Here is a 1,080-nt window from a genome sequence, read left to right on the forward strand (position 1 = left end):
CATCCGGACCAGAATCCGGAGGATCCAAAGGCCAAGGAACGCTTCGCGGAAGCTAACCAGGCTTACGAAATCCTCGGCGAGGAGGAAAAGCGGAAGGCCTTCGACCGCGGCGAGATCGACGCCACAGGCAAGCCGCGCTTCCAGGATTTCGGCGGGGCCGGCGGCGCCGGTTTTCGCCAGCAGCGCGGCGGGCCCGGCGCAAGCCATTTCGAATTCCGCACCGGCGGCTTCGAGGCCGGCGACATCTTCAGCGAGATTTTCGGCGATGCCTTTTCGCAGGGCGCCGATCCCGGAACGCACTTCCGCCAGCAGCGTGGCCCCGGTGCGGGCGCCGGCGCGCCGCCTCCGCCCGACCTCAACGCCACCCTCGAGGTGAGCATCGAGGAGGTGGTGACCGCGGCCAAGGTGACGGCGCAGTTTCCCGACGGGCGCAAGATCGCCGTCAAGCTGCCGGCCTATGTCGAGGACGGGCAGACGATCAGGCTGAAAGGGCAGGGGCAGCCTTCGCCCTTCACAGGCGCGCGCGGTGACGCGCTGGTCAGGATCAGGTTCGCCAGCCATCCGAACTACCGCGTGGAGGGCCGCGACCTGCACACCGACGTGCCGGTCGATCTCGCCGATGCGGTGCTCGGCGGAAAGGTGACGGTGGAGACGCCGACGGGCAAGGTCTCCCTCGGCGTTCCCGCCTGGTCCAGTTCCGGCCGGGCGATGCGCCTGAAAGGCCGGGGCCTGCCGCTCAAGACCGGCGGCCATGGCAACCTCTACGCGCATGTGCAGGTGATGCTGCCCGCGGACGATGCCGAACTCGAGGCGCTGATGAAGAAGCGGCGCGGGTGAGGGTTTTGCCTTCTCCCCGTTCACGGGGAGAAGGTGCCCCAAAGGAGCGGATGAGGGGCCGAGCCCACCCGCCACAACGTCGCGCTGCCCCTCACCTGCCTGCCGGCAGCCTCTCCCCGTGAAACGGGGAGAGGAGAGCTCACGCCTTGAAGCCTCAAATTGCCTGTGCGATAGGCAGACCGGATTTCTGATCTGGGAGAACACGCATATGGCGGGTGGAAACGGCCTGATGGCCGGCAAGCG

1 protein-coding gene is annotated in these 1,080 nt (G+C 67.7%); it reads left to right on the forward strand.

The window, feature by feature from the left end; all coding sequences use genetic code 11:
* Positions 1-837, forward strand: an 837-nt coding sequence (locus WEA77_RS04350) for a DnaJ C-terminal domain-containing protein (protein ID WP_368066643.1), incomplete at its 5' end; no start/stop codon positions are given.
* Positions 838-1,080: the final 243 nt, after the last annotated feature.

The sequence above is a fragment of the Hyphomonas sp. genome (genome assembly GCF_040882205.1).
Taxonomy (GTDB): domain Bacteria; phylum Pseudomonadota; class Alphaproteobacteria; order Caulobacterales; family Hyphomonadaceae; genus Hyphomonas.